This is a genomic window from Pseudooceanicola onchidii, from assembly GCF_004959925.1.
Classification (GTDB): domain Bacteria; phylum Pseudomonadota; class Alphaproteobacteria; order Rhodobacterales; family Rhodobacteraceae; genus Pseudooceanicola; species Pseudooceanicola onchidii.
In genome coordinates this window covers 281,665-307,401 of record NZ_SPUW01000002.1, presented here as the reverse complement: position 1 = coordinate 307,401, position 25,737 = coordinate 281,665, and the positions used below count along the sequence as shown (strand labels likewise).

Annotated in this window: 22 protein-coding genes; 10 read left to right on the top strand and 12 right to left on the bottom strand. The window is 64.7% G+C overall.

Going from position 1 to position 25,737, the window contains the following annotated elements:
• Positions 1-5 precede the first annotated feature (5 nt).
• Both E4S58_RS09405 and E4S58_RS09400 read right to left on the bottom strand, forming a co-directional pair.
• Positions 6-359, bottom strand: a complete 354-nt coding sequence (locus E4S58_RS09405; protein ID WP_136636156.1) for a hypothetical protein — start codon at positions 357-359, stop codon at positions 6-8.
• Between the two features lie 45 nt (positions 360-404).
• Positions 405-1,115 carry a DUF599 domain-containing protein gene (locus E4S58_RS09400; protein WP_136636155.1) on the bottom strand — a complete coding sequence of 237 codons (711 nt, stop codon included), beginning with the start codon at positions 1,113-1,115 and terminating at the stop codon, positions 405-407.
• A gap of 82 nt (positions 1,116-1,197) precedes the next feature.
• Here E4S58_RS09400 and E4S58_RS09395 point away from each other — a divergent pair, with 82 nt between their 5' ends.
• From E4S58_RS09395 to E4S58_RS09370, 6 genes are all read left to right on the top strand, one after another.
• The gene (locus E4S58_RS09395) at positions 1,198-2,628 is read left to right on the top strand and encodes an FAD-linked oxidase C-terminal domain-containing protein (RefSeq protein WP_136636154.1); all 1,431 of its coding nucleotides are present in this window, start codon (positions 1,198-1,200) and stop codon (positions 2,626-2,628) included.
• Between the two features lie 3 nt (positions 2,629-2,631).
• A complete protein-coding gene (locus E4S58_RS09390; protein WP_136636153.1) occupies positions 2,632-3,780 on the top strand; it encodes an FAD-binding protein in 1,149 nt (382 codons plus the stop codon).
• Positions 3,780-4,130 carry a hypothetical protein gene (locus E4S58_RS09385; protein ID WP_136636152.1) on the top strand — a complete coding sequence of 117 codons (351 nt, stop codon included), beginning with the start codon at positions 3,780-3,782 and terminating at the stop codon, positions 4,128-4,130. The genes E4S58_RS09390 and E4S58_RS09385 overlap by 1 nt, the downstream gene beginning before the upstream one ends.
• Positions 4,130-5,434 carry a glycolate oxidase subunit GlcF gene (glcF, locus tag E4S58_RS09380; protein ID WP_136636151.1) on the top strand — a complete coding sequence of 435 codons (1,305 nt, stop codon included), beginning with the start codon at positions 4,130-4,132 and terminating at the stop codon, positions 5,432-5,434. Before E4S58_RS09385 ends, glcF begins: the two co-directional genes overlap by 1 nt.
• A gap of 68 nt (positions 5,435-5,502) precedes the next feature.
• Positions 5,503-6,339, top strand: coding sequence for a trypsin-like serine peptidase (locus E4S58_RS09375; protein ID WP_136636150.1), 837 nt, complete (start codon positions 5,503-5,505; stop codon positions 6,337-6,339).
• Positions 6,340-6,472: 133 nt separating this feature from the next.
• On the top strand, positions 6,473-6,946 hold the full coding sequence (locus E4S58_RS09370) for an Hsp20 family protein (RefSeq protein WP_136636149.1): 474 nt from the start codon (positions 6,473-6,475) through the stop codon (positions 6,944-6,946).
• A gap of 159 nt (positions 6,947-7,105) precedes the next feature.
• On the opposite strand, the gene purU is transcribed toward E4S58_RS09370, so the two are convergent.
• From purU to E4S58_RS09350, 4 genes are all read right to left on the bottom strand, one after another.
• On the bottom strand, positions 7,106-7,990 hold the full coding sequence (gene purU / locus E4S58_RS09365; RefSeq protein WP_136636148.1) for a formyltetrahydrofolate deformylase: 885 nt from the start codon (positions 7,988-7,990) through the stop codon (positions 7,106-7,108).
• A 165-nt stretch (positions 7,991-8,155) separates the two neighbouring features.
• On the bottom strand, positions 8,156-8,770 hold the full coding sequence (locus E4S58_RS09360) for a VOC family protein (RefSeq protein WP_136636147.1): 615 nt from the start codon (positions 8,768-8,770) through the stop codon (positions 8,156-8,158).
• Positions 8,771-8,884: 114 nt separating this feature from the next.
• Positions 8,885-9,304, bottom strand: coding sequence for a GlcG/HbpS family heme-binding protein (locus E4S58_RS09355; protein WP_136636146.1), 420 nt, complete (start codon positions 9,302-9,304; stop codon positions 8,885-8,887).
• Positions 9,301-11,454 (bottom strand): malate synthase G, encoded by a 2,154-nt coding sequence (locus tag E4S58_RS09350; protein ID WP_136636145.1) that lies wholly within the window; start codon positions 11,452-11,454, stop codon positions 9,301-9,303. The genes E4S58_RS09355 and E4S58_RS09350 overlap by 4 nt, the downstream gene beginning before the upstream one ends.
• A gap of 102 nt (positions 11,455-11,556) precedes the next feature.
• Here E4S58_RS09350 and E4S58_RS09345 point away from each other — a divergent pair, with 102 nt between their 5' ends.
• The gene (locus E4S58_RS09345) at positions 11,557-12,312 is read left to right on the top strand and encodes an IclR family transcriptional regulator (protein WP_136636144.1); all 756 of its coding nucleotides are present in this window, start codon (positions 11,557-11,559) and stop codon (positions 12,310-12,312) included.
• Here the strand turns inward: E4S58_RS09345 and E4S58_RS09340 are convergent.
• The 3 genes from E4S58_RS09340 to secA all read right to left on the bottom strand — a co-directional run bounded on the left by E4S58_RS09340 (position 12,309) and on the right by secA (position 17,803).
• Positions 12,309-13,865 (bottom strand): substrate-binding domain-containing protein, encoded by a 1,557-nt coding sequence (locus E4S58_RS09340; RefSeq protein ID WP_136636143.1) that lies wholly within the window; start codon positions 13,863-13,865, stop codon positions 12,309-12,311. The genes E4S58_RS09345 and E4S58_RS09340 overlap by 4 nt on opposite strands.
• A gap of 20 nt (positions 13,866-13,885) precedes the next feature.
• Complete coding sequence (locus tag E4S58_RS09335; RefSeq protein WP_136636142.1) at positions 13,886-14,989, bottom strand: hypothetical protein; 1,104 nt, start codon at positions 14,987-14,989, stop codon at positions 13,886-13,888.
• A gap of 96 nt (positions 14,990-15,085) precedes the next feature.
• Positions 15,086-17,803 carry a preprotein translocase subunit SecA gene (gene secA / locus E4S58_RS09330; protein WP_136636141.1) on the bottom strand — a complete coding sequence of 906 codons (2,718 nt, stop codon included), beginning with the start codon at positions 17,801-17,803 and terminating at the stop codon, positions 15,086-15,088.
• 176 nt (positions 17,804-17,979) lie between these two features.
• Here secA and E4S58_RS09325 point away from each other — a divergent pair, with 176 nt between their 5' ends.
• The 3 genes from E4S58_RS09325 to E4S58_RS09315 are packed head-to-tail and all read left to right on the top strand — an operon-like array spanning position 17,980 to position 20,497.
• Entirely contained in the window at positions 17,980-18,828 is an 849-nt protein-coding gene (locus tag E4S58_RS09325; RefSeq protein WP_136636140.1) for a peptidylprolyl isomerase, read from the top strand.
• Between the two features lie 4 nt (positions 18,829-18,832).
• Positions 18,833-20,062 carry a bifunctional glutamate N-acetyltransferase/amino-acid acetyltransferase ArgJ gene (gene argJ, locus E4S58_RS09320; RefSeq protein WP_136636139.1) on the top strand — a complete coding sequence of 410 codons (1,230 nt, stop codon included), beginning with the start codon at positions 18,833-18,835 and terminating at the stop codon, positions 20,060-20,062.
• Between the two features lie 33 nt (positions 20,063-20,095).
• Positions 20,096-20,497, top strand: coding sequence for a (deoxy)nucleoside triphosphate pyrophosphohydrolase (locus E4S58_RS09315; RefSeq protein ID WP_136636138.1), 402 nt, complete (start codon positions 20,096-20,098; stop codon positions 20,495-20,497).
• A gap of 483 nt (positions 20,498-20,980) precedes the next feature.
• On the opposite strand, the gene infB is transcribed toward E4S58_RS09315, so the two are convergent.
• From infB to nusA, 3 genes are read right to left on the bottom strand one after another with little or no spacing between them, the layout of a single operon-like run.
• Positions 20,981-23,479, bottom strand: a complete 2,499-nt coding sequence (infB, locus tag E4S58_RS09310; RefSeq protein ID WP_136636804.1) for a translation initiation factor IF-2 — start codon at positions 23,477-23,479, stop codon at positions 20,981-20,983.
• Positions 23,480-23,519: 40 nt separating this feature from the next.
• Positions 23,520-24,107: an RNA-binding protein gene (locus E4S58_RS09305; RefSeq protein WP_136636137.1), complete on the bottom strand. Its 588-nt coding sequence runs from the start codon at positions 24,105-24,107 to the stop codon at positions 23,520-23,522.
• A gap of 17 nt (positions 24,108-24,124) precedes the next feature.
• Entirely contained in the window at positions 24,125-25,735 is a 1,611-nt protein-coding gene (gene nusA / locus E4S58_RS09300; RefSeq protein WP_136636136.1) for a transcription termination factor NusA, read from the bottom strand.
• Positions 25,736-25,737 lie beyond the last annotated feature (2 nt).

The window sequence follows — 25,737 nt, the reverse complement described above, 5'->3', positions numbered from 1 at the left end:
CGCGCCTATTTCAGCTTGAGAAGGTAGACCTGGTCGCCCCAACCGTCGGCTTTGCAGCGCGCGCGGATCTGCACCTTGCGTGTCCCGTCGGGGATCATCACCGAGGGCAGAGAGCGCGTGAAGGGCCTGTCGGGCGTGTGCGGATGCATCAGTTCGCGAAAACCAAGCCGGTTGCCGGCCATGTCCAGCACCTCCCACCCGTCGGCGAAGTTTTCCCAGCTTTCGTCGCCGTGCATCAGGGTGACGCTGATCTTCCATCCCATGCCGGATCGTTCGGCGGTGGCGCCCACGATTTCGGGCGCCCCGGCAAGGGCGGCAGGGGTTGTGAGCATCAGGGACAGGACGGCGGCGCGGATCATGCAGCGGTTATACGCCGCGCCGCGCGCAATGGAAGTCGCGGGCCATCACACTGACGTGCGGTCCGACGGATCCAGCAGCGCCGCCCGCGATTGCGACGTGAATTCGCGCCGCCAAAGCACGGCGAAGACCAGAAGCGACGCCGCGATCAGTGCGCCCGCGCCCAGCAGCCAGGCCGCCGCGCCCATGGCGAAATAGATCGACCGCAGGCCGCGGTTGAAGCTGCGTGCGGCGGTGATGTTGATCGTCGCGGCCTTGGCTGCGCGGGGCAGCGCGGCGGGGTCCTTGGGGTCGTTCGGCACGGCGGCCATCAGCACGCCGCAATAACCGAACAGCCGGTTGGACCAGACGAATTTCAGGAAGGCGTTGATCAGGAAGGTCAGGACGACCAGCATCTTGATCTCCCACACGATGGCGGGATCGGATTCCAGCGTGATCTGGTTCGCCAGCCCCATCAGCCGTTCCCCATTGGCGATGGCCGCCAGCACGCCACCGATCGCGATCATCGTGGCCGAGGCGAAGAACGACGTGCTTTCGCGCAGGGTCGCCAGCGTCTGGCTGTCGAAGATCCGGGGCTGCCGCGTCACCATCTGGCGCATCCATTCGCGCCGGTATTCCGCCATCAGGATCGACACCGACGGGCGTTTCGACCCGGGGTTTTCGATCCGCCAACCCGCCAGCAGCCAGGTGGCATAGATCAGGGCCACGGCGCAAAGGTCCAGCGGGGTGAAGAGCGAAAGGCGGTCCATCCAGGTCATGCGCCCCCTTAGCCCATCCCCCCGCCGCTTGCCAATCGGCCATGATCGGCGCTAGGAAAACATCCGGAACGGGAGGTCCGCCATGCAGATGCCACAGCCAGATCCCGGCGCCCTGTCGCAGAAAGAGGCGCTTGCCGCCGCGCTGCGCAAGGTCCTGCCCGCGGATGCCGTGATTTCCGACCCCGCCGAAACCCGCGCTTATGAATGCGACGCGCTGACCGCCTATCGCTGTCCGCCGATGCTGGCCGTGCTGCCCGCGACCACGGATGAGGTGTCGGACGTCCTGCGCCTGTGCCACCAGTTCGGCGTGCCGGTCGTGCCGCGCGGATCGGGCACCTCGCTGGCGGGCGGCGCGCTGCCCACGGCGGATTGCGTGATCCTTGGCGTGGCGCGGATGAACGCGGTGCTGGAACGGAACTACGACGACCGTTTCATCCGCGTGCAGACCGGCATCACCAACCTGCGCGTGACCGGAGAGGTCGAGGCCGACGGGTTCTTCTACGCCCCCGATCCGTCGTCGCAGCTGGCCTGTGCCATTGCCGGCAACATCGCGATGAATTCCGGCGGCGCGCATTGCCTGAAATACGGTGTGACAACGAACAACCTGCTGGGCGTCACCATGGTCATGATGGACGGCGAGGTCATCGAGGTCGGCGGCCCCTATCTGGACGCGGGCGGGCTGGATCTGCTGGGGCTGATCTGCGGGTCCGAAGGGCAGCTTGGCGTCGTGACCGAAGCCACCCTGCGCATCCTGCCGAAACCTGAAGGTGCGCGGCCGGTCCTCATGGGCTTTGACAGCAACGAGGTCGCCGGCGCCTGTGTGCGCGACATCATCGAGGCCGGTGTTCTGCCCGTCGCCATCGAGTTCATGGATCGACCTTGTATCGAGGCGACCGAGGCCTTTGCCGGGGCTGGTTACCCCGATTGCGAGGCGCTGCTTATCGTCGAGGTCGAAGGATCGCCCGCCGAGATCGACGAACAGCTGTCGGTCATCACCGCCATCGCGCAGCGTCACAACCCGGTCGAGATCCGCGAAAGCCGGTCTGCGGATGAAAGCGCGCGGATCTGGCTGGGCCGAAAATCCGCCTTTGGCGCCATGGGGCAGATCAACGACTACATCTGCCTCGACGGCACGATCCCGATCAGCGAACTGCCAGAGGTGCTCAAGCGGATGGGAGAGCTGTCGGACCAGTATGGCCTGAAGGTCGCCAATGTCTTTCACGCGGGTGACGGCAACCTGCATCCACTGATCCTGTTCGACGCCAACAAGGACGGCGATCTGGAAACCTGCGAAGCCATGGGGGCCGAGATCCTCAAGCTTTGTGTCGATGTCGGCGGCTGCCTGTCGGGCGAACACGGCGTCGGCGTGGAAAAGCGGGATCTGATGACCCATCAATATGATCCTTCCGATCTGGAACTGCAGATGGCGGTGAAGGATGTGTTTGACCCCAAGTGGCTGCTGAACCCGGCCAAGGTCTTTCCGCTGGCCACCAGCGAAACGCGGCGGGGGTAGATCATGGCACGACCCGAGACCGAGGCCGCGCTGGCCGACCTGATCCGTGGCGCCAATGCGCCGCTGGCCATTCGTGGCGGCGGCACCCGTGGCCTGACCGGCGCGGGCGAGGTCGTCGAGACGACCGGCCTGCACGGCATCCGCCTCTATGAACCCGGCGCGCTGACACTTGTCGCAGGCGCAGGCACGCCGCTGGCGGAAATCGACACTATTCTGGGCGAAAAGGGTCAAAGACTGGCGTTTGAGCCGATGGACCACCGCGCACTTCTGGGGATCGAGGGCGAGCCGACCATCGGCGGCGTGGCGGCTGCCAATATCTCGGGTCCGCGTCGGCTTCAGGTCGGGGCGGCGCGCGATCACATGCTGGGCATCCGCATGGTTACCGGCAGCGGCGAGGTCGTGAAAAACGGCGGCCGCGTGATGAAGAACGTGACCGGCTATGACCTGGTCAAGCTGATGGCGGGCAGCCACGGCACCCTTGGCGTGCTGACCGAGGTGAGCCTCAAGGTGCAGGCCATCCCCGAGGCCGAGCGCACCCTGATCCTGCGTGGCCAGGACATGGGCGCGGCGATCACCGACCTGACCCGCGCCATGGGCACGCCGTTCGACGTGTCGGGCGCGGCCTGGCTGGCGGATGTGAATGGCCAGTCGGAACGGCGGATTAGGGTCGAGGGCATGGCGGGCAGCACCGCCTACCGGGCCGAGAAACTGGCGGATCTGCTGGGCGCCGATACGGTGGTCGAGGGGGCGGAAAGCGCCGCGCTGTGGCGCGAGCTGCGCGATGTGACGCCTTTTGCCGACAAGGCCGGCGCGGTCTGGAAGGTTTCGACCCGCCCGACCTCCGCCGCGCCTCTGGTCGACGCACTGACCGCGCAGGGCATCACCGCCGATGTCATCGCGGACTGGAGCGGCGGGCTGCTCTGGCTTCGGGTGCCCGACACCGGCGATGCCGGCGGCTCTGCGATCCGGGCCGAGGTCACCCGCCACGCCGGACATGCGACCCTGATCCGGGCGAATGATGCCACCCGCGCGAAGATTGCGACCTTCCATCCGCAGCCCGCACCGCTGGAAAAGATCGCCGCGGGACTGCGACAGAAATTCGACCCCCGGGGCATCCTGAACCCCGGCCTCATGGGACCCGCCTTGTCATGATGATCCTGTCTCTCGTTCTGGTCACCCTCGTGGGCCTCGGCCTTTACGCCCTGCTTGTCCGGGGCGAGGCGAACCGCGCCTTCCTGCCCATGCTCGGCCCAGGCGTGGTGCTGCTGGCCATCGCGGGCATCGGGATCCTGCGGCTTCTGCCGACCGACAGCGATGCGATCTCGGCCCGGACCTACATCGCGCTCGCCATGCTGTGGATCGGCTGGATCGGCTTTGCCGCGCTTGTCGCCCAGATGCTGATGCGCCGAATGCCCGACCTCACCCCCGTCCCCGCCCTGACCGGAGCCCTGGCCACCCTGGCGCCGGTCGCAGGCTTCCTCGTGACGAAGACCCTGTCCTGATGCGCACCGAATTCACGCCCGATCAGTTGAAAGACCCCGGCACCGCCCGCGCGAACGAAATCCTGCGCGCCTGTGTGCACTGCGGCTTCTGCACCGCGACCTGCCCGACCTACCAGGTTCTGGGCGACGAATTGGACAGCCCGCGCGGCCGCATCTACCTGATCAAGGACATGCTGGAAAACGAACGTGTGCCGGACGAAAAGACCGTCAAGCACGTGGATCGCTGCCTGTCCTGCCTTGCCTGCATGACGACCTGCCCGTCGGGCGTGCATTACATGCACCTCGTCGACCATGCCCGCGCCTATATCGACAAGAATTACAAACGCCGTTGGGATGACCGCGCCCTGCGCTGGATCCTGGCCCGGATCATTCCCTATCCCACGCGGTTCAGGCTGGCGTTGTTTGCTGCCGGCCTCGCCCGGCCCTTTGCCCGGCTGATGCCCGACAAGCGCCTGCGCGCGATGATCGGCATGGCCCCGCGTCGCCTGCCCACGCCGTCGCTGAACGACAGCCCGCAGACCCACGCGGCGAAAGGCCAAAGGGTCGAGGGGCAAAAGATCAAGCGCGTCGCGCTGATGACCGGTTGCGCGCAGAAGGCGCTGAACACCGACATCAACGACGCCACCATCCGCCTGCTGACCCGGCTCGGGGTCGAGGTCGTGATCCCCAAGGGCGAAGGCTGCTGCGGATCGCTGACCCACCACATGGGGAAAGAAGACCTCGCCCACGGATCCGCCGCCAACAACATCCGCGCCTGGACGCGCGAGATGGACGGCGAGGGGCTGGACGCCATCGTCATCAACACGAGCGGCTGCGGCACCACGGTCAAGGATTACGGCCACATGTTCCGCAACGACCCGCTGGCCGCCGACGCCGCCCGCGTGTCCGCCATCGCCAAGGATATCACCGAGGTGCTGGCCGACCTGGCGATCGAGGCCAAGGCACCCGAACCGCTGCGCGTCGGCTATCATTCGGCCTGTTCGCTGCAACACGGCCAGAAGATCCGCGAAACCCCCAAGGATCTGCTGACCCGCGCCGGGTTCGAGGTCGCCACGCCGTCCGATCCTCACCTCTGCTGCGGTTCTGCCGGGACTTACAACCTGATGCAGCCCGAAATCTCGGCCAAGCTGAAGGACCGGAAGGTCAGGACGCTCGAGGCGATCCGGCCCGACGTGATCTCGGCCGGGAACATCGGCTGCATGATGCAGATCGGCTCGGGCATCGGCGTGCCGGTGGTCCACACGGTCGAACTGCTGGATTGGGCGACCGGCGGACCGAAACCGCCCAGCCTGTCGAAAACCTGATCCACGGCCCTAATTCCGCCCCATCCCGCCGCTAAGGTTTGGGAAACCATACATGCTGGCGGATGACGATGTATCGACTGATCCCGGGCCTTGCCCTGATCCTGACCCTTGTCCTGTCCCTGACCCGCGCGGCGCTTGCGCAGGACGGGGACCTGCGGATGCTCAACACCGGCGAAGACGGCAAGGGATGGGAGGCCGTCGGACGGCTGGATCTGGACGGGCGCGGGTTCTGCACCGGGGCGCTGATCAGCGAAACCATCGTGCTGACCGCCGCGCATTGCCTGTTCGACAAACACCGGGGCGACCGCTTCGATCCCTCGCGCATCGAATTCCTCGCCGGGTGGCGCAATGGCCGGGCCTCGGCCTATCGGGACGTGCGCCGCGCCGTGATCCCCAAGGGCTATGACTTCAACGCCCCCGTCACCTCGGACCGGGTGCGCAACGACATTGCCCTGCTTGAACTGTACCAGCCGGTGCGCAGCACCACGGTCGTGCCCTTCGCGCTGGCGCATCAGCCCTACCCCGGCGATCCGCTGGCCGTGGTGTCCTATGCCCATGACCGCCCCGAAGCCCCCAGCCTGCAAGAGATGTGCGGCGTCATCACCACGCAAGAAGGCGTTCTGGTGATGTCCTGCGACGTCGACTTCGGATCTTCCGGCGCGCCGGTCTTCTCGATGCAGGGCGGCATTCCCCGCATCGTGTCGGTGGTGTCGGCCAAGGCCGAGGTCGCGGGCGAACAGGTGTCTCTCGGGACCGGCCTGACGGGGATCGAAGCGCTGATGGCCGACCTGCACGGCGGCGGCACGCCCCTTGCCGCAGGCCCCGCCCCACGCATCACCATCGGCAAAAGCGTCACGCCATCCCGCCCCGGGATCGGCGCAAAATTCGTACGCCCCGGCGGCTGACCGCCACCCCTCTTGAAAACGACACGGACGCTTCCCAGATCTGCTGGGTCAGGGCGCCATTCCGGGCCCTGTATCCCCGCCTGTCCCCGTCGGGAAGGCACAACCTGTTGTTATCGCTCAAAGAGGATGACCCATGCGTAACTTTGATCTTGCTCCGCTCTACCGTGCAACCGTCGGCTTCGACCAGCTCGCCGACATGATGGACCGGGTGTTGAGCACGGACGGCACCGCGCCGACCTACCCCCCCTACAACATCGAAAAGCTTGACCAGGACAGCTATCGCATCACCGTTGCCGTCGCCGGGTTCACCGACGAAGAACTGGCGATCGAGGTGAAGGACCATGCCCTGATCGTGTCGGCCAAGAAGGCCGAAGAAGACAAGCGCACCTACCTGCACCGCGGCATCGCGACTCGCGCCTTCGAACGCCGCTTCCAGCTGGCGGACCACGTGAAGGTGACCGGGGCGACCCATGCCGACGGCATGCTGCACATCGACCTGGTGCGCGAGGTTCCCGAGGCCCTGAAGCCCCGCCGGATCGCCATCACCAACGCGAAGGGTGAAACGGTCGAGGCGAAGGCCCTGGAAACCACGGAAACCGTCCAGTAAGGGCGGGTTGAACCCAGAACCGAAGATTTACCCTCGATTTCACTGGGCCCGGCCGTTGCCGGGCCCTTTTCTTGTGCCAGCATCGGATAATGGAACGGGGCGCGGCATCCCTGCCCGCCCCGGTCTTCTCAATTCCGCCGAAACAGAGACTGTTTTGGCTCAGCCCATCCGTTCCGACGCATAAGCCCCCGGCGACGCCGGGAACACGACTGTCTTGTTGCCGTTCAGGAACGCGCGGCGGTGCGCATGGGCGTGGATCGCGCGGGCCAGCACGGATGCTTCGACGTCGCGGCCAAGGGACACGTAGTCCTCGGCCGATTGCGCATGGGTCACGCGCACGGTGTCCTGTTCGATGATCGGCCCCTCGTCGAGGTCGGCGGTGACGTAGTGCGAGGTCGCGCCGATCAGCTTCACACCCCGTTCAAACGCCTGCTTGTAGGGGTTGGCCCCCTTGAAGGACGGCAGGAAGGAATGGTGGATGTTGATGATCCGGCCGGACATCTTCTGGCACATGTCATCGCTCAGGATCTGCATGTAGCGGGCCAGCACGACCAGTTCCGCGCCGGTGTCCTCGACCACCTGCATGATCTGCGCCTCGGCCTGCGGCTTGTTGGCAGGCGTGACCTTGATGCAGTGGAAGGGGATGTCGTGGTTCACGACGACCTTCTGGTAATCCATGTGGTTCGAGATCACCGCCACGATGTCGATCGGCAGCGCGCCGATGCGCCAGCGATAGAGCAGGTCGTTCAGGCAGTGACCAAAGCGCGACACCATGATCACGACCTTCATCTTCACCTCTTCGTCGTGGAAGCCGAAGGTCATGTCGAAGGTCCCGGCGACCTTGGCAAAGGCGTCTTCGAGGCCGGCAAGGTCTTCGCCCTTTTCCGACAGGAACGAGATCCGCATGAAGAACTGCCCGGTTTCCAGGTCGTCGAACTGCGAGCTGTCGACGATGTTGCACCCTCGGTCGGACAGGAAGGTGGCGATGGCAGCCACGATCCCGCGAGAGGTGGGGCAGGCGACGGTAAGGCAATATTTCTTCATGGGCGGACGATACCTTGGACGGGTCTGGGGATGCCGCAACGCGGCGTGATCTGGATACGTTTGCTGCACGAGAGCGCCCCCGAGCGCAAGTTGCAGTCGCGGCGGAGTGGCGATCGAAACCGACGCGGCGCGATTTTCGGGGGCTTCCGGGGCGGTTGGAGTGTCCTAGCGGAGGATGACCTCGCGCCCGTCCACGGTGATCCGCGCCTCAAGCGCCAGGGGTCCGGTGCGATAGGTGATGCGCGGGTCGTCCAGGTGCGGGGCCAGTGTCTCGTGGATCATGTCGGCCTGCGGATGGGTGATGGTGAACGCCGTCAGATCGGCGTCGGCCCCCGCCATCTGCGTCGGCGGCAACGGATCGGCCTGCCACTCAAGCAGGCTGGGCAGCGCGCCGTCCATCGGCAGCTGCCCGTCGTCCGGCACCGTCAGCAGCCAGTTCAGCGACCCACGGGTCAGCGACAGGGCCGGCCCCAGGGTGTCGGGCAAAAGGGCGCGTGCCTTGGCCATGTCATCGCAGCGCACCACCCAATGCGCCAGCCGGGGCTGCGGCACCGGTGCATCCAGCCCGAACCAGCGCGGGCGGTCCGGCGCGGGCGCGTCGGGATTGACCGCAATCACTTCCAGAAACGTGTCGGACCCCAGCCGCAGCAGGTGGTTGTGCGTGCCCATGTGGGGATGTTCGCCGCCCTTGGGCATGTCCAGCCCGGTCAGGTCGCGAACATGGGCCACCCCTTCGGCAAGCGAGGGCGCGGCGACGACGATATGATCAAGGGTCAGCATGGCCTGTCATAGCCCGACGCCGTGCCCCGGTCCATCGCGTGACACGAAAAACGGGCCGCAGTGATCTGCAGCCCGATAGTCTCTGTCACGCGGGTCGGTGCCTCTTGCGGGCCTTCAGTGCCCCGTGATCGCGTGAAGCCCGGCCTGCGCCACTTCACGATCCTGATCCGGCGTGCCCGAGGACACGCCGATGCCGCCAACGCATTGGCCATTGACCATGACCGGCAGACCGCCGCCCACCACCATCAGCCGACCGCCAATGGCCGCCGCGATGCCATAGGCCGGTTTGCCCGGCTGGCTGGCGTCGCCATATTCATGCGTCGCCTTCTTGGCCCCCGAGGCGGTGAAGCTCTTGTCGATGGCGATGGTGATCGAGGTCACCTTGCCGCCATCCATCCGTTCGAACGCGATCAGGTTGCCGCTGGTGTCGGTGATCGCGATGCACATGGGCACCCCGATCTCTTCGGCCTTGGCCTTGGAAGCCGCCAGCATTTGCTGTGCGTCCGCCAGATCGAGTGTCTGCAGCGTCATCATGCCTGCATCTCCTTTGCCTTGCGCCGCCATGCATGCAGCAACGGTTCCGTGTAGCCCGAGGGCTGGCTGACCCCTTGGAAGATCAGGTCGCGCGCCGCCTGGAAGGCCGGGCCATCGGGGTTCTCGACCAGCGAGGTATAGGCCGGATCGCCCGCGTTCTGGGCATCGACCTTGGCGGCCATCCGCATCAGGGCGGCGTCGACCTCTGCCTCGGTGATCAACCCGTGTTCCAGCCAGTTCGCCAAGTATTGGGACGAAATCCGCAGCGTCGCGCGGTCTTCCATCAGGCCGACGTCGTTGATGTCGGGCACCTTGGAACAGCCGACACCCTGATCGACCCAACGCACCACGTAGCCCAGGATCCCCTGGCAGTTGTTGTCGAGGTCACGGCGGACCTCGTCTTCGGTCAGGTTGCGCCCGCCAAGCACCGGCGGCGTCAACAGATCGTCAAGCGAGGCGCGGTCGCGCTTGGTCAGCTCATCCTGCCGATCCGAGACACTGATCTGATGATAATGCGTCGCGTGCAGCGTCGCGGCCGTGGGTGACGGCACCCAGGCGGTGTTCGCACCGGCCATGGGGTGGTTCGTCTTGGCCTGCAGCATCTCGGCCATCATGTCGGGCTTGGCCCACATGCCTTTGCCGATCTGGCCGCGCCCGCGCAATTCAAGCGCCAGGCCCGCGTCGACATTGCCGTTCTCATAGGCCGACAGCCACAGCGATCCGGCCATTTCGCCTTTGGGAATGAACGGCCCCATCTGCATCGAGGTGTGGATTTCGTCGCCCGTCCGGTCAAGGAACCCGGTGTTGATGAACACCAGCCGGTCCTTCACCGCCCGCATGCATTCGCGCAGGTTGGCCGAGGTGCGGCGCTCTTCGTCCATCACGCCCAGCTTCACGGTGTTCAGCGGCAGGCCAAGGATCGCCTCGACCGTGGCGTACATGCGATCGGCAAAGGCGACCTCTTCGGGGCCGTGCATCTTGGGCTTGACCACATAGACCGACCCGGCACGCGAATTGCGCGGGCCGTCGGTCTTGTTCAGATCGTGCATCGCGGCGGCGCCGGTGATCAGCGCGTCCAGCATCCCCTCGGGGGTTTCTTCGCCCTCGAACAGCACGGCGTCGGTGGTCATCAGGTGGCCGACGTTGCGCACCAGCAAAAGCGCGCGACCGGGCAGCGTGACCTCGGACCCGTCGGGCGCGGTCAGCACCTTGTCGGGGTTCAGGGTGCGGGTCATCTGCTGACCGCCCTTGTCGAAGGTTTCCGACAGGTCACCCGTCATCAGGCCCAGCCAGTTGCCATAGACCTCGGCCTTGTCGGCGGCGTCGACGGCGGCGACTGAATCCTCGCAGTCCTGGATCGCAGTCAGAGCCGATTCCAGCTGAACATCGCGCAGACCGGAGGGCGAGGCCGCGCCGACCGGGTGCGACGGGTCGATCACAAGCTCGATGTGCAGCCCATTGTGGCGCAGCATGAAGGTGCCGGTATCGCCGTCTTCGGTATAGCCGACGAAGGCGTCGGGGTCGGCAAAGTCATGGGCGGTATCCCCGACCATCGCCAACAGCTTGGCCCCGTCGCGGACATAGGCCGTGACATCCTTGTGCGACGCGCCATCCAGCGGCACGGCCCCGTCCAGGAATTCAGCGGCCCAGGCCACAGCCTGCGCGCCGCGCTTGGGGTCATACCCCTTGCCCTCGGGCGCGCCGGGCAGCGCGTCGGTGCCGTAGAGCGCATCATAGAGCGACCCCCAACGGGCGTTCGCGGCGTTCAGCGCAAACCGCGCGTTCATCACCGGCACGACCAGCTGCGGCCCCGCGATCGTCGCGATTTCGGGATCGACGTTTTCGGTGCCGATCTGGAACTCCGGTCCCTCGGGGACGAGGTACCCGATCTCTTCCAGGAACGCGCGATAGGCGGCGGCGTCCCAGGGCTGACCCTTGCGATCCGTCAGCCATGCGTCGATCTTGGCCTGCAATTCATCCCGCACGTTCAGCAGGCGCAGGTTCTCGGGCACCAGGTCCGCCAGCATGGCGGCATACCCGGCCCAGAAGGCCTCGGCTTCGATGTCCAGCCCGGGCAGGACGCGGGTTTCCACCAGATCTGCCAGAACCTCGGCCACCTGAAGACCGGCGCGGTCGACGTAGTTCGTCATGTCACGACTCCTCTTGTTGCGGCAACTATAGACCACCGGATTGGGGTGTTGCGTGCGTACGGTGAACTTTTCCGTATCGTGGAAAGGTGCTAGGTCTGGCGCATGACCACCGCCGTTCAATCCGTCGACCGGGCCCTGTCCCTGCTGGAACTTATCGCCAAGGATCCCGAGGGCACCCGCCTGTCGGATCTGGCGCGGGCGGCCGGGTTGGCGCCGTCGACGACGCATCGGTTATTGATGGCGCTGGAACAGCGTGGATTTGCGCAGGCCGACGCCGCGACCGGGCGCTGGCACATCGGACGGCGGGCGCACACCGTCGGCGCGGCCTGGGGCACGGCGCGAACCCTGCTGGCCCCCGCGATGCCCTATCTGCGCCGGTTGCGCGACGCGACGCGGGAAACCGCGAACCTTGGCGTGATCGAGGACGGCCATGTCATCACCGTGGCGCAGGCCGAAAGCCGGGAAATCATGCGCGCGATTTCGACGCCCGGCGGGGGCACCCCGATCTTCTGTTCTGGCATGGGAAAGGCGATTGTCGCGACATGGGACGACAGCCAGATCGACCAGCTGATCGACCTTTACGGGCTGACCGCCGCGACCGCGCGCAGCCTGACCGCCCGCGCTGCTGTCCACAGGGAAATCGCCCGGATCCGGACGGAAGGCACGGCGCTTGATGACGAGGAATACGTGATCGGTCTGCGCTGCGTCGCTGCCGCAATCATGGGCCCGGAGGGAGAGGCGGTGGCGGCTTTGTCGGTGTCAGGTCTTGCCGCCCGCATGACGCCTGACAAAGTGACCCGATGCGCCCATTTAGTGTCGAAAATGGCCGAGGAGATGTCGGGCCAGATGCGGCTTTAGCGCACCCAGACCTCGACCCGGCGATTGACCTGCCGCCCCCAGGCGCTGTCGTCGCAGGCCATCGGCATCGCCTCGCCAAAGGCGGCCACGTCGATGTCGATCCGGTCCATGTCGGCGGTGCGCGCGGCGGCCACCACGGCGCGCCGCACCGCCTGCGCCCGGGTCATCGCGATGCGCCGGTTTGCACTGGCCGAACCCTCCCCGTCGGAAAAGCCCACGAAGGTCAACTCGCGCCCGTCATACATCCCGCTTTCCAGCGCCGTGGCCAGCTGTTCGACGTTCGACCGCGACTGCGCGTCCAGCAGGCTCGACCCCGCTTCGAACCGGAAAGATGTCGTCATCCGGCTGAACGGCATCAACGTCGCGACCATACGTTGCAGGTCGCCCAGGCTGACCTCGTCCCCGGCCTGCGCGATGGCATTGGCAAACCGCGCGCCCTGTTCGTCGATCGGGATCTCCTCGGGCAGCTGGTCGACGAAGCCCGCGCGGCGGATCACCATCTGCGCCGCCGGGGTGCGGGTATAGGCGAGGAATTCGCGCACAAGTTTCGGCATCCGCCGCGCGGGCATGTAAAGAAACACCGGCGCGGTCAGCGGGTAGTCTTCGGCCTTGGCGTTGCGGCGGCTGGCGGTCAGGGCAAAGCCGCATTCGCCCGACAGCGCCACCTGCCGCGCAGCGCCGGTTTCCGACGCCGTGGTCAGCCCGATGGCAAAGGGATCCGCTTCGACCGCGGCGACGATGGCGCGGTCGGTGGCGTGGCGCACCGCGGTATCGGCCAGCGTCGCGTCCACGGGGCGCAGCAGCCGATCCTCGACCGCCTGACCCAGCCCGGTGGTCGCATCCAGCAGATGCATGGCGATCGGCGCATCCGGCCCGCCAAGCGTCTGCCAATTGTCAATTTGCCCGGAATAGACACTGGCCAGCTGCGGCATCGTGATCTCGGTCACCGGGTTGTCCGGCGCGACGATCGGCACCAGCGCGTCCAGCGCCAGCACACGGTTCCGCCCCGCCGCACGCAGGTTGCCCATGCCGGCATCCAAGGCGCGGCGCAGTTCATTGGGGCGGATTTCACGCAGCGCCATGACGATATCGGCCTCGTTGGCCAGCAGGTCGGCAAAGCCTTCGTCGGTATTGGTCGACCGCACGGTGAAACGCCCGATCGCCTGATCGGCCCCGCGTTCGGACAGCACGAAGGTCACGGCGTCGGGCTGGTCATCCTCGCGGTCGATCGCATAGCCATTTCGGCGGCCGAAGCCTTCGATCAGCGCGGGCAGCAGCACCTCGCCGGTCGTGGCCGCGCCCGAGATCACGAGCTCGGCGACGAAGGCCTGCAGGTTCGGACAGGCCGGGCCATCGCAGGTCACGCCCGACCCGTCGACCGTCAGTTCGCCGTATTCGGTGTCGACCCGGTAGAATTCGCCGTCAAAGCTCAGCAGCATGCCACGGATCGTCACGCTGCCGTCGCGCGACGACAGCGTCACGTCCTGCGCTCCTGCAAGACTGCCCGTAAGAATGAAAAGTGCGGCGCAGAACGCCGCACGAAGGATCGCCATGCCACCCTCGAAATCGCCAGTTATCTCGCGGCGATTTTCAGGTCACTGACGAGGTTTTTCAACTGGATAAAGTCACCCACGGCGTCGCAGCCCGGAACGGCCAGCGACAGCTTGCCGGGGGTGCCGACACGGCCGTCGTCCACTTCGATCACCTCGGCCCCGATATCCTTGCCACAGTTGGCGGCCGTCACTTCGACATCCACGCTTAGCGTGACATCCCCGGCGATTTTCGCGGTGCCAGTCGGGAAGGTATAGACCTCGGCCACGCGGGCGCCGGGCAGGCTGTCGTCGCCCAGGCGGGTCAGGAACCCGCCTTCGCCCCGCGCCGCAACGGCGGCGTCGCGTGGGGCGCCCGACCAGACGTGGCCGTCGCCCGCCCAATCGGCGCCGAATTCGAAGGCGTGCAATTCGATGCCCGCATTGCCCTGCCATTGCACGACGGACCGGTCATAGAAGCCAAGGGTATCGACCTCCATCTCGACGGCGGCGCCGTTGCCGTCATCCAGCATGGCCAGGAAGGTAGCCGTTTCGGACAGGGCGGGCACCGTGACGTCGATCACGCCATCGGCGTCGGTCACCTTGGTGAAGATCATGCCGTCATGGCGGAAGGTGACGGTCGTGTCGGGATTGCAGGGCGCGACCAGGTGCAGCGCGACCATGGCGGCGGCGCGGCTTTCGCCGGTCATGTCGACAAGGCAGGCGGTGCCGGTGGCCTCATCCTCGGTCCCGGTATCAACGGCCGTGACCGGCGCGGGCGACTCGGTCAGGGGAACCTCCTGGAGCTGATCTTCTGCCGTCTCCATCACCTCGACCGAGGCGAGGATGGGCGCAACCGCGTCCGAGGGCGCCGTGATCTCGGGCAGAGCCATCTCGGGCTTGGAGACCTCGGCCGTGACCGGTGCCGCAATTTCGGACGAAGTCAGTTCGATTTCACTCAGGGAAACAGCATCTTCCGCCTCGGGCGGCGTGGCCTCGACCACCGTGGTGGTAACCGTCGGCGCGGTTGAGAGAGCGGCCATCTGGGGTTGTTCGGGGGTGCCACCGGTCATCTGCATGTAGAATCCGGCGCCCGCCGCAAGAAGAAGCGACCCGGCTGCGATACCGACCGTACTGACCTTGACCATGACATTCTCCGATCACGTGTTAACCAATTGTGACCGAAAAAAGGGGCAATCTTGTGGCAAAGGCCGTTATTTCAACGAACCTTTGCCGAAAGACTGTCAGACCAGCGCACCATGGCAGTGCTTGAACTTCTTGCCCGACCCGCAGGGGCAGGCCGCGTTCCGGCTGGGGTTGCCCCAGGTCGACTGGTCATTTTCATCAAAGCCCGCGACGGCCTCGCCCGCCACCGGGGCGGGTGACTCGGCGGGGGCCGGTGCTGCTGCATCCGGCGCAGGGGCGGCGGGCGCTGCAGATTGCAGGTTCATCATCCGAAGCTGCTGTTCGCGTTCCTCATCGCTCAGCGGGCGGATGCGCGACAGGGTCTTGGTGACGTCTTCACGCAGGCTGTCCAGCATCGACTGGAACAGCTGGAAGGCTTCGGTCTTGTATTCGTTCAGCGGATCGCGCTGCGCATAGCCACGGAAGCCCACGACCGACCGCAGGTGTTCCAGTGTCAGCAGGTGTTCGCGCCATTTCGCGTCGATCGTCTGCAGCAGAACCTGCTTTTCGATCATGCGCATCGACTCTTCACCGAAGGCTTCGGACTTGGAGGCCATGAATTCGTCGGCCTTTTCCTCAAGACGTTCGGCGATGACCTCGTCATCCACGCCTTCTTCCTGCACCCAGTCGATCACCGGAACGTCGATGTTCAGGTTTTCCAGTACGGCGGCATAAAGCCCATGTCCGTCCCACTGGTCGGCATAGGTCTTGGGCGGGATATAGGTTTCGACCATCTCGTCGATGACCTGGCTGCGCATATCGGCGACGATTTCGGCCAGATCCTTCGACTCCATGATCTCCATACGCTGCTTGAACACCAGTTTCCGCTGGTCGTTCATCACGTCGTCGAACTTGAGAACCTGCTTGCGCATGTCGAAGTTGCGGCCTTCGACCTTGGCCTGGGCGCGTTCCAGCGACTTGTTCACCCAGGGGTGAATGATCGCCTCGCCTTCCTTCATGCCAAGCGACGACAACACCTTGTCGAGCCGTTCGGAGCCGAAGATGCGCATCAGGTCGTCTTCCAGCGACAGGAAGAATGCCGACCGGCCCGGGTCGCCCTGACGGCCCGACCGGCCACGCAGCTGGTTGTCGATCCGGCGCGATTCGTGGCGTTCGGTGGCCAGCACGAAAAGGCCCCCGGCGTCCTTGACTGCCTGTTCGTCGGTCTCGTGTTCCTTTTCGATCCGGGCGCGGATGTCCTCGGGGTCGGCTTCGGGATCGGCGGCGATGGCCTCCATGATCTTGAATTCGACGTTACCGCCCAGTTTGATGTCGGTGCCGCGGCCCGCCATGTTCGTGGCAATCGTGACGGCGCCCAGCTTGCCCGCGTCGGCGACGATCTGCGCCTCTTGCTCATGCTGGCGCGCGTTCAGAACGTTGTGCGGCAGTCCCGCCTTGGTCAGCAGAAGCGACAGGATCTCCGACTTCTCGATCGAGGTGGTGCCGACCAGGATCGGCTGACCCTTTTCGTGCGCTTCCTTCACGATGCCCACGATGGCGTCGTATTTTTCCTGCGTTGTCCGATAGACGGCGTCGTCTTCGTCCTTGCGCGCGATCGGCCGGTTGGTCGGAACCTCGACCACGCCCAGACCGTAGATTTCCATGAATTCCTCGGCCTCGGTCGTCGCCGTGCCGGTCATGCCGCCCAGCTTGTCATAGAGGCGGAAGTAGTTCTGGAAGGTCACCTGCGCCAGCGTCACGTTCTCGGGCTGGATCTTGACGCCTTCCTTGGCTTCGATCGCCTGGTGCAGACCTTCGGACAGGCGGCGTCCGGCCATCATCCGGCCGGTGAATTCGTCGATCAGCACGACCTCGTCGTTGCGGACGATATAGTCCTTGTCCTTCTGGAACAGCACGTGCGCGCGCAGCGCCTGGTTCACGTGGTGCACGACAGTGGTCGATTCCGGATCGTACAGCGACTGCCCCTCGGGCAGCAGGTCGCGGGCGTGCAGCTGGTCTTCAAGGTATTCGTTGCCCGCGTCGGTGAAGGTCACCTGACGCTGCTTTTCGTCCTTGGTGTAATGCTCTTCGGTCATGTCCGGAATGATCCGGTCGATGGCGACGTACAGGTCTGATCGATCCTGCGCCGGGCCCGAGATGATCAGAGGCGTCCGCGCTTCGTCGATCAGGATCGAGTCGACCTCGTCCACGATCGCGAAGTTGTGCCCGCGCTGCGACATCTCGGACAGGTCCGACTTCATGTTGTCGCGCAGGTAGTCAAAGCCCAGCTCGTTGTTCGTCGCATAGGTGATGTCGCAGCGATAGGCGGCCTTCTTCTCGGCCTCGGGTTGCTGCGGGTAGATCACGCCGGTGGTCAGGCCAAGCGCGGTAAAGACGTTCGACATCCATTCGGCGTCCCGCTTGGCGAGGTAGTCGTTCACCGTGACGACATGCACACCCTTGCCGGACAGCGCGTTCAGGTAGGCCGGGAAGGTCGCGACCAGCGTCTTGCCCTCGCCCGTCTTCATTTCCGAGATATTGCCCTGGTGCAGGAAGATCCCACCCATCAGCTGAACGTCGAAGGCGCGCAGGCCAAGGGCCCGCTTGGCGGCTTCGCGGCAGTTGGCGAAGGCTTCGGGCAGCAGCGCGTCCAGGCTTTCACCGCCCATGGCGCGCTTGGCCAGCTCTTCCGTCTTGTCCTTCAGCTGATCATCGCTCAGCTTTTCGAACTCGGGCTCAAGATCGTTGATCTTCTGAACGATAGGCCGGGTCGCCTTGACTTTCCGGTCGTTCGGCGTGCCGAACACCTTTTTGGCGAGAGTACCCATTCCCAGCATGATGCGATCCGTTCCGGTTATTGACGTCGATGTGTTGGCAGGTGTCCTTGTACCCCCACACCGCAGCCCATAGAACAGGCGCCAAGCGGGGGCCCCGCCAAGCCATAGTGCGATGTAAGGGGACGCCCCTACCCTGTCAACGCTGCGCCCCGTCGCAGCCCAATAAAGGTTGGAAAATGACGCATCATTTCACCCGCATGGCCGCTTTTGCCATCGCCCTTTCCGTGGCGTCGCCCCTGGTCGCCCAGGACACGCCGGACGCCGATACCGTGGTCGCCACGGTTGACGGCAAGGACATCACGCTAGGTCACATGATCCTGACCCGGCAGGCTCTGCCGCCGCAATACGGCCAGCTTCCGCCCGAAGTTCTGTTCAAGGGCATCCTGGATCAGCTGGTGCAGCAATCCGCCCTCGCCGACGCTTATGAAGGCGACGCGCCCCGCCGTGTCCGCCTGGCGATGGAGAACGAGGAACGGTCGCTGATCGCCGCTGAAGAAGTCGGCAAGGTCCTGGAAAACGGCGTGACCGACGCCGCCATCGAACAGGCCTACAAGGACACCTACGCCAGCGCCGAGGCCGAAACCGAATACAAGGCCGCGCATATCCTGGTCGAAACCGAAGACGAGGCGAAGGCGCTTGTCACCGAACTGGAAGGCGGGGCGGATTTCGCCACGCTCGCGAAAGAGAAATCCACCGGCCCCTCGGGTCCCAACGGCGGTGATCTGGGTTGGTTCGGCAAGGGCATGATGGTGCCCGAGTTCGAAAACGCCGTGGTCGACATGGAAAGCGGCGCGATCTCAGCCCCGGTGCAGACCCAGTTCGGCTGGCACGTGATCAAGCTGGAAGAAACCCGCGTGAAAGAAGCCCCGACCCTAGACGAAGTGCGTGACGAACTGCGCGCCAAGGTCGAACAGGACGTCGTGAAGGCACATATTGACGCGCTCGTCGAAAACGCGAATGTCGATACCAGCGGGTCCGAAGGCATCGACCCCGCACTTCTGATGAACCTCGACCTGCTGGAGTGATCCCATGGGTGGCACCCCCCCTCTTTCCCCCCTGGCCCCCGCGGCCTTTCCCGACCTGCCGGTGATTGACGGCGTCGACTTCGCAACCGCGCAGGCGGGCGTGAAATACAAGGGGCGGACCGACGTGCTTCTGGTGCGGCTCGCGCCCGGCACGTCGATGGCGGGGGTGTTCACCCGGTCGGCCACCCGGTCGGCCCCGGTGCTGGACTGCCAGTCCAAGATCGGTGGTGACGGCGACGGCCCGGCGGGCATCGTCGTCAACTCCGGCAACTCCAACGCCTTCACCGGCAAGAACGGGGTCGAATCCGTGCGCCGCGTGACCGAAGCGGCCGCAGCCGCGCTTGGCATCGACGAAACGCGCGTCTTCACCTCTTCGACCGGCGTGATCGGCGAACCGCTTCCGCACGACCGGATCGTCGCCAAGATGGAAGAACTGAACGCCGCGCTCAAACCCGGTGGCATCGCCGAGGCCGCGAAGGCCATCATGACCACCGACACCTATCCCAAGGGTGCATCCGCCTCGGTCGACATCGGCGGCAAGACCGTCAAGATCGCCGGCATCGCCAAGGGATCCGGCATGATCGCGCCCGACATGGCGACGATGCTGGTCTATATCTTCACCGACGCCAAGGTTGATCGCGCGGTGCTGCAGAACATGGTCTCGGCCAATGCCGACCTGACCTTCAACTGCATCACCGTCGACAGCGACACCTCGACCTCGGACACGCTTCTGTGCGCCGCCACAGGTGCCTCGGGCGTCGAGGTGACCGCACAGGACACCGCCTTCATCGAAGCCCTTCACGGCGTCATGCTGGACCTGGCCCATCAGGTCGTCCGCGACGGCGAAGGGGCCACGAAATTCGTCCAGATCCAGGTGACGGGCGCCGCCAGCGACGCCGATGCCAAGGTGCATGGGCTGTCGATCGCGAACTCTCCTCTGGTGAAGACCGCGATCGCGGGCGAAGACGCGAACTGGGGCCGCATCGTCATGGCCGTCGGCAAGTCCGGCGCCGCGGCGGACCGCGACAAGCTGTCGATCTGGTTCGGCAACGAACAGGTCGCCGACAAGGGCTGGCGCGCCCCGGGCTACAGCGAAGAGGCCTGTTCGCAGCACATGAAAGGCGAAACAATCGACATCCGTGTCGATCTTGGCCTTGGCGGCGGCACCGCGACCGTCTGGACCTGCGACCTGACCCACGGCTACATCTCGATCAATGCCGATTATCGTTCTTGATCGATCCCTCCGGACCATCCGGGGGCGTTCCGCATGACCAGGGTGATCCTTGTTTCGGCCGTCGCATTGATCGACACGGACGGGCGCGTGCTTCTGGCGCAGCGCCCGGAAGGCAAATCCATGGCGGGCCTTTGGGAATTCCCGGGCGGCAAGGTTGAACCGGGCGAAAGCCCGGAACACGCATTGATCCGGGAATTGCACGAAGAGCTGGGGATCGAGACCTGGAATTCCTGTCTCGCCCCCCTCACATTCGCATCCCACGCCTACGACGATTTCCATTTGCTGATGCCGCTTTTTGCCTGTCGCAAATGGGACGGCACACCGCAGCCGAAAGAGGGTCAGGTGCTGAAGTGGGTCCGCCCGCAGGCCTTGCGGGACTACCCCATGCCGCCAGCAGACATTCCTTTGATTCCCATCCTTCGGGACTGGTTGTAACTGATTCGCTGCATCGCAACATTCTGCGTTGCAGCGGGCCGGGAAGCGCTTTAAAGGCCATTTTGCTCAGAAATGATTCAGAAATTCTTCATATTCGGCCTCCATTGTGTGTAACAAATGGTAGCCCGTCATGTTGGATTCCTGTATTATGGAAACAATTCTTGTGGGGAGAATGATACTATGCTGAGAACGATAACGGTTGGCTCCTGCGTTTCGGTGCAGGGCACATATGTGGGAACCACATCCGACGGACGTGTCGAAGTCCGCGTCGGCAACCAAATCTTCCGTGGCGTACCGGTATCGGGCGAAGCAGCCGCCTGATCCGGCATCGTTTCGGTCAATCGAGTTTAAAGACGGACGGGAAGGCAACTTCCCGTCCGTCTTTCTTTTGCCCGCACCGATGCCAAGACACCCGATCGACACCCCTGAAACGAAAAACGCGCCCCGATTTGGGGCGCGTTTTGTTTCCGAATGAGAAACAGATCAGAGCGACCGTTCGACCTCTTCGCGTTCGAAGATTTCGATCACGTCGTTCGGACGAATGTCTTCGTAGTTCTCGAAGGCCATACCGCATTCCTGGCCCGAAATGACCTCGGCCACCTCGTCCTTGAACCGCTTGAGCGTCTTCAGCGTGCCTTCGTGGATCACCACGTCGTCGCGCAGCAGGCGCACACCGGCCGACCGGCGGGCGACACCTTCGGTGACGATACAGCCCGCGACGCGACCCACGTTGGAGACCTTGAAGACCTCCTTGATCTGGGCGTAGCCGATGAACCGTTCGCGGATCTCGTTGGACAGCAGGCCCGAGGCCGCCGCCTTCACGTCGTCGACGAGGTCGTAGATCACCGAATAGTACCGGATCTCGACGCCCTTCTGGTTCGCCGCCTGCCGTGCAGGCGCGTTGGCGCGGACGTTGAAGCCGAAGACCGGTGCGCCGGAGGCTTCCGACAGGCCGATGTCCGATTCCGTGATCGCACCGACGCCCGAGTGAAGAACCCGCACGCGCACCTCGTCGTTGCCGATCTTTTCCATCGCCTGGACGATGGCTTCGGCCGACCCCTGCACGTCCGCCTTCACGACGATCGGCAGTTCGGTGACGTTTTCGTCTTCCTTCGCGCGCTGCATCAGCTGTTCCAGCGTCGTTGCAGCACCGGCGGCGGCACGTTTGTCCTTGGCCAGCTGCGCACGGTATTCCGCGATCTCGCGGGCCTGCGCTTCGGTCGAGGTCACGTTCAGAACGTCACCCGCTTCGGGCGTCCCGTTAAGGCCAAGCACCTCGACCGGAACCGAAGGACCGGCTTCCTTGACGCGTTCGCCCTTGTCGTTCACCAGCGCACGGACCTTGCCGTACTGTTCGCCGACAACGAAGATGTCGCCCTGGCGCAGCGTGCCGTTCTGAACCAGAACGGTCGCGACGGGGCCACGGCCCACGTCCAGCTGCGCTTCGATGACGGCACCCTGTGCGGCGCGATCGGGGTTGGCCTTCAGTTCCAGAAGTTCGGACTGCAGCGCGATGGCTTCCAGCAGTTCATCCAGGCCCTGACCCGTGTGGGCCGAAACCTCGACGTCCTGAACCTCACCCGACATGGCTTCGACGATCACTTCGTGCTGAAGCAGATCCGTGCGGACCTTCTGGGGATTGGCTTCGGGCTTGTCGACCTTGTTGATCGCCACGATCATCGGCACTTCGGCGGCCTTGGCGTGGGCGATGGCTTCGATCGTCTGGGGCATCACGGCGTCATCCGCCGCAACCACCAGAACAACGATATCCGTCACCTGCGCACCGCGCGACCGCATCGACGTGAACGCGGCGTGGCCGGGCGTGTCGAGGAAGGTCAGCGTCTGGCCGCTGTCGGTGGTCACCTGGTACGCACCGATGTGCTGGGTGATCCCGCCGGCTTCGCCCGCGACAACCTTGGCGTTCCGGATCGCATCCAGAAGCGAGGTCTTGCCGTGGTCGACGTGGCCCATGATGGTCACGACCGGGGCACGCGGCTTCAGATCTTCGGCAGCGTCTTCCTTCTGCTCGATGACCTGTTCCACGTCGGAATCAGACACGCGGACGATCCGGTGGCCGAATTCCTCGATGATCAGTTCGGCGGTATCCGCGTCGATCGTCTGGTTCTGCGTGACCATCATGCCCATCTGCATGAGCGATTTGACCACGTCCGCCACACGTTCTGCCATCCGGTTGGCCAGTTCGCCAACCATGATCGCCTCGGGCACCTGCACGTCGCGCACGACCTTTTCGCGGCTGACGGGGCCACCCATGGCTTTCTGGCGCGCGCGCTCTTGCTTGCGCTTCATCGACGCGAGCGATTTCTGACGGCCACCTTCGCCACCGGACAGGGCCTGGTTCAGCGTCAGCTTGCCGGACCGGCGGCCATCGTCGCGGCCACCTTTGCCGCGCGAATTGCGGTCGTCGTTGTCGTTGCGCGTGTTGCGTTCGGGGCGATCCGGCGTCGTGCTGCGGGCCGGGCCCTTGGCAGCGCGATCGGCGGCAGGCTGGTCGGACGGGGTCGGCGCCGCAGCAGCACGCTTGGCGGCCTCTTCGGCCTCGCGCTTCTGGCGTTCTTCTTCCTCGGCCTTGGCCTTCAGAGCCTCTTCACGCTCTTTTTCCTCGCGGGCCTTCTGTTCGGCTTCCTCGCGGCGGCGCTCACGCTCTTCTTCGCGGGCCTTTTCGTCGGCTGCGCGGCGTGCCTCTTCCTCGGCCTCGCGGGCCTTGGCGGCCTGCACGGCCTTCAGGCGGCGCTCCATCTCGGCATCAGTGATGCCGGCGGGCCGCTTCGAGGGATCGCCAAGCGTTGCACCTCCGGCGCCGCCCTTTCCGGCAGCACCAGGCTTGGGCACCATGACCCGCTTACGCTTGGTTTCCACCACGACGTTCTTGGTGCGGCCATGGCTGAAGCTCTGCTTCACGTTCCCCGACCGGGGACCACCGCCTCGTACACCCAGAGTTTTCTTTCCGTCGCTGTCGCTCATATGGCTCATAATCCTTCCGGGCGGGACCCTCCCGCCACTTTCAGCCGCGCAGACCTTTCAGTCTTGCGGCTTCCTCTACAACTCTTTTGCTCAGACCGCCAGTTCCTAAGGCGGCGTGTATGACAGTTTCCCGACCGAAGGCCAAGCCCAGCTCATCCGCCGTCAACCAGCCGATGAAAGTGCCCCCATAAGGGGTGGAAAGCTTGTTCTTTCCGCGTTCGGAACCGTCACTGGCCTGAACAAGGACATCTGCATAGTCCTTCCCAAGCCAGTCCTTCACCTTCTCATAGCCGGCGACGGCATCGCCGGACTTCCGCGCCATGGCCAGCAGGCTTGTCACCCGTCCGACCAGCGCGGTTTCGACCTGGCCCACCAGGTCGTCCGGCACCTTGACCGGCTTTCGGGCCGCCCGCGCAAAGTGCTTCTTCGAAGCCTCGTTCAGCGCGTCGCGGTCCGCCTTTACCCATATACCCCTGCCCGGAAGCTTTTCCAGGATGTCGGGGACAATCGTGTCATCCGGACCGACCACGAAACGGACCAGCCCGGACGCGGGCTGGACCTCGCCAGTGACGATGCACTTGCGTTCGGGACCGTCGGACCGGTCTTTGTCTGCGCCGCCTCGCGTCATCGCGGCCCCCTTCCGGTTCAGGCGTCCGCCTGAACCTCAACCTCTTCAGATGCCTCTTCCGCTTCCAGTTCGGCGGGATCGACCCAGCCCAGCATGACGCGTGCGTTCATGACCATGTGCTGTGCTTCTTCCAGCGAAACGTCGAAGGGTTCGAGAATGCCGTCGTCCTTGACCCGCTCGCCTTCGACGGTGGTCCAGCCACCGGCAAGCTCCCAGTCGGCGCAGGTGGCGAAGTCTTCCAGCGTCTTCACGCCGTCTTCCGCCAGTGCCTGTACCATCTGGGGTGTCAGACCTTCGAATTCAATAAGGCTGTCTTCGGCACCCAGTTCGCGGGCACGGTCCAGCGCGGCCTTGGCCTGGGCCTCCAGCACGTCGCGGGCACGGGCCTGCAGTTCGTTGGCGGTGTCTTCGTCGACGCCGTCGATGACCAGCAGTTCGTCCACTTCGACGTAGGCGACTTCTTCCAGGTTGGTGAAGCCTTCGGACACCAGCAGCTGGGCAAAGAATTCGTCGAGGTCGAGGTTATCCATGAAGAGCTTCGTGCGCTCTTCGAATTCTTTCTGACGGCGGGCCGATTCTTCTTCTTCGGTCATGATGTCGATGTCGAGGTTGGTCAGCTGCGACGCCAGGCGCACGTTCTGACCACGGCGGCCGATGGCCAGCGAAAGCTGTTCCTCGGGCACCACGACTTCGATCTTCCCGGCTTCTTCGTCCAGAACCACCTTGGACACTTCTGCAGGCTGCAGCGCGTTCACAAGGAAGGTCGGCTGGTCTTCGTTCCAGGGGATGATGTCGATCTTTTCGCCCTGCAGTTCGTTCACCACGGCCTGCACACGGCTACCACGCATACCAACACAGGCACCGACCGGGTCGATCGAGCCATCGTAGGAGATCACGGCGATCTTTGCGCGCGAACCCGGGTCACGGGCCACGGCCTTGATTTCGATGATGCCGTCGTAGATTTCCGGCACTTCCATCTTGAAGAGCTCGGCCATGAATTGCGGATCAGTGCGCGACAGGAAGATCTGCGGGCCGCGCTGTTCGCGGCGCACGTCCTTGACGTAGCAGCGGATGCGGTCGTTCGGGCGATAGCTTTCGCGGCCGATCTTTTCGTTGCGGCGCAGGATGCCTTCGCCGGCGCCCACGTCGACGATGACGTTGCCGTATTCCTCGCGCTTGACGACACCGTTGATGATGGTGCCGGCGCGGTCCTTGAATTCTTCGTACTGGCGGTCACGCTCGGCTTCGCGGACCTTCTGCAGGATGACCTGCTTGGCCGACTGCGCGGCGATCCGGCCCAGTTCAACCGGCGGGACCTCTTCGACATAGGTGTCGCCGATCTGCGGATCGGCCATGTACTGCTTGGCCTGCTGGACGGTCATTTCCGCCTGGTAGTTCTCAAGCTCTTCATCCTCGACCACGGTGCGGACGCGGGTAAAGGTCGCGCGGCCGGTCTTGCGGTCGATCGAGACGCGGATGTCCATTTCGGCGCCGTAGCGGGATTTCGCGGCCCGGGCGAGCGATTCTTCCATCGCTTCGACCACGAGACCGGGGTCGATCATCTTTTCGCGCGCAACGGCTTCGGCGGTTTGCAGCAGCTCAAGCTGGTTTGCAGAGGTAATCGCCATTC

Excerpts from the sequence above, each read along its gene's own strand:
- E4S58_RS09405 (WP_136636156.1), bottom strand. The coding sequence starts at position 359 with ATGATCCGCGCCGCCGTCCTGTCCCTGATGCTCACAACCCCTGCCGCC.
- E4S58_RS09400 (WP_136636155.1), bottom strand. The coding sequence starts at position 1,115 with ATGACCTGGATGGACCGCCTTTCGCTCTTCACCCCGCTGGACCTTTGC.
- E4S58_RS09395 (WP_136636154.1), top strand. The coding sequence starts at position 1,198 with ATGCAGATGCCACAGCCAGATCCCGGCGCCCTGTCGCAGAAAGAGGCG.
- E4S58_RS09390 (WP_136636153.1), top strand. The coding sequence starts at position 2,632 with ATGGCACGACCCGAGACCGAGGCCGCGCTGGCCGACCTGATCCGTGGC.
- E4S58_RS09385 (WP_136636152.1), top strand. The coding sequence starts at position 3,780 with ATGATCCTGTCTCTCGTTCTGGTCACCCTCGTGGGCCTCGGCCTTTAC.
- glcF (WP_136636151.1), top strand. The coding sequence starts at position 4,130 with ATGCGCACCGAATTCACGCCCGATCAGTTGAAAGACCCCGGCACCGCC.
- E4S58_RS09375 (WP_136636150.1), top strand. The coding sequence starts at position 5,503 with ATGTATCGACTGATCCCGGGCCTTGCCCTGATCCTGACCCTTGTCCTG.
- E4S58_RS09370 (WP_136636149.1), top strand. The coding sequence starts at position 6,473 with ATGCGTAACTTTGATCTTGCTCCGCTCTACCGTGCAACCGTCGGCTTC.
- purU (WP_136636148.1), bottom strand. The coding sequence starts at position 7,990 with ATGAAGAAATATTGCCTTACCGTCGCCTGCCCCACCTCTCGCGGGATC.
- E4S58_RS09360 (WP_136636147.1), bottom strand. The coding sequence starts at position 8,770 with ATGCTGACCCTTGATCATATCGTCGTCGCCGCGCCCTCGCTTGCCGAA.
- E4S58_RS09355 (WP_136636146.1), bottom strand. The coding sequence starts at position 9,304 with ATGATGACGCTGCAGACACTCGATCTGGCGGACGCACAGCAAATGCTG.
- E4S58_RS09350 (WP_136636145.1), bottom strand. The coding sequence starts at position 11,454 with ATGACGAACTACGTCGACCGCGCCGGTCTTCAGGTGGCCGAGGTTCTG.
- E4S58_RS09345 (WP_136636144.1), top strand. The coding sequence starts at position 11,557 with ATGACCACCGCCGTTCAATCCGTCGACCGGGCCCTGTCCCTGCTGGAA.
- E4S58_RS09340 (WP_136636143.1), bottom strand. The coding sequence starts at position 13,865 with ATGGCGATCCTTCGTGCGGCGTTCTGCGCCGCACTTTTCATTCTTACG.
- E4S58_RS09335 (WP_136636142.1), bottom strand. The coding sequence starts at position 14,989 with ATGGTCAAGGTCAGTACGGTCGGTATCGCAGCCGGGTCGCTTCTTCTT.
- secA (WP_136636141.1), bottom strand. The coding sequence starts at position 17,803 with ATGCTGGGAATGGGTACTCTCGCCAAAAAGGTGTTCGGCACGCCGAAC.
- E4S58_RS09325 (WP_136636140.1), top strand. The coding sequence starts at position 17,980 with ATGACGCATCATTTCACCCGCATGGCCGCTTTTGCCATCGCCCTTTCC.
- argJ (WP_136636139.1), top strand. The coding sequence starts at position 18,833 with ATGGGTGGCACCCCCCCTCTTTCCCCCCTGGCCCCCGCGGCCTTTCCC.
- E4S58_RS09315 (WP_136636138.1), top strand. The coding sequence starts at position 20,096 with ATGACCAGGGTGATCCTTGTTTCGGCCGTCGCATTGATCGACACGGAC.
- infB (WP_136636804.1), bottom strand. The coding sequence starts at position 23,479 with ATGAGCGACAGCGACGGAAAGAAAACTCTGGGTGTACGAGGCGGTGGT.
- E4S58_RS09305 (WP_136636137.1), bottom strand. The coding sequence starts at position 24,107 with ATGACGCGAGGCGGCGCAGACAAAGACCGGTCCGACGGTCCCGAACGC.
- nusA (WP_136636136.1), bottom strand. The coding sequence starts at position 25,735 with ATGGCGATTACCTCTGCAAACCAGCTTGAGCTGCTGCAAACCGCCGAA.